Origin of the sequence: Thermohalobaculum xanthum, from assembly GCF_016623495.1 — a bacterium.
GTDB lineage: Bacteria > Pseudomonadota > Alphaproteobacteria > Rhodobacterales > Rhodobacteraceae > Thermohalobaculum > Thermohalobaculum xanthum.
In genome coordinates this window covers 1-1,176 of sequence record NZ_JAEHHL010000030.1, presented here as the reverse complement: position 1 = coordinate 1,176, position 1,176 = coordinate 1, and the positions used below count along the sequence as shown (strand labels likewise).

Below are 1,176 nucleotides of genomic sequence, written 5' to 3'. Positions count from 1 at the left end.
ATGGGTAAGGCAAAGTTCGAGCGGAATAAGCCGCATGTGAACGTCGGGACGATTGGTCACGTCGACCACGGCAAGACGTCGCTGACGGCGGCGATCACGAAGTTCTTCGGCGAGTTCAAGGCGTATGACCAGATCGACGCGGCGCCGGAGGAGAAGGCGCGCGGGATCACGATCTCGACGGCGCATGTCGAGTACGAGACGCCGAACCGTCACTACGCGCATGTCGACTGCCCCGGTCATGCCGACTACGTGAAGAACATGATCACGGGCGCGGCGCAGATGGACGGCGCGATCCTGGTGGTGAACGCGGCCGACGGCCCGATGCCGCAGACGCGCGAGCACATCCTGCTGGCGCGCCAGGTCGGCGTGCCTGCGCTGGTGGTGTTCCTGAACAAGGTCGACCAGGTCGACGACCCCGAGCTTCTCGAGCTGGTCGAGATGGAGGTTCGCGAGCTTCTGTCGAGCTACGACTTCCCGGGCGACGACATTCCGATCATCGCGGGCTCGGCGCTGGCGGCGCTGGAGGATCGCGATCCGGAGATCGGCGAGAACAAGGTGCGCGAGCTGATGGCGGCGGTTGACGAGTTCATCCCGACGCCGGACCGCCCGATCGACCAGCCGTTCCTGATGCCGGTCGAGGACGTGTTCTCGATCTCGGGCCGCGGCACGGTGGTGACGGGCCGCGTCGAGCGCGGCGTGGTGACGGTGGGCGAGGAAGTCGAGATCGTCGGCATCCGCCCGACCAAGAAGACGACGGTGACCGGCGTCGAGATGTTCCGCAAGCTGCTCGACCGCGGCGAGGCGGGCGACAACATCGGCGCGCTCTTGCGCGGCGTCGACCGCGAGGGCGTCGAGCGCGGCCAGGTGCTGTGCAAGCCGGGCTCGGTGACGCCGCACACCAAGTTCGAGGCCGAAGCCTACATCCTGACCAAGGAGGAGGGTGGCCGTCACACGCCGTTCTTCACCAACTACCGCCCGCAGTTCTACTTCCGCACGACCGACGTGACCGGGACGGTGGAACTGCCCGAGGGCACCGAGATGGTGATGCCGGGCGACAACCTGAAGTTCACGGTGCAGCTGATCGCCCCGATCGCCATGGAGGAGAAGCTCCGCTTCGCCATCCGCGAGGGCGGACGCACCGTCGGCGCAGGCGTCGTCTCCAAAATCATCGAGTGA

Annotated in this window: 1 protein-coding gene; it reads left to right on the top strand. The window is 66.4% G+C overall.

Annotated features, from left to right (window positions below):
• Window positions 1–1,176: elongation factor Tu (tuf, locus tag H0I76_RS19290; RefSeq protein WP_200613829.1), on the top strand; the 1,176-nt coding region annotated here is incomplete at its 5' end.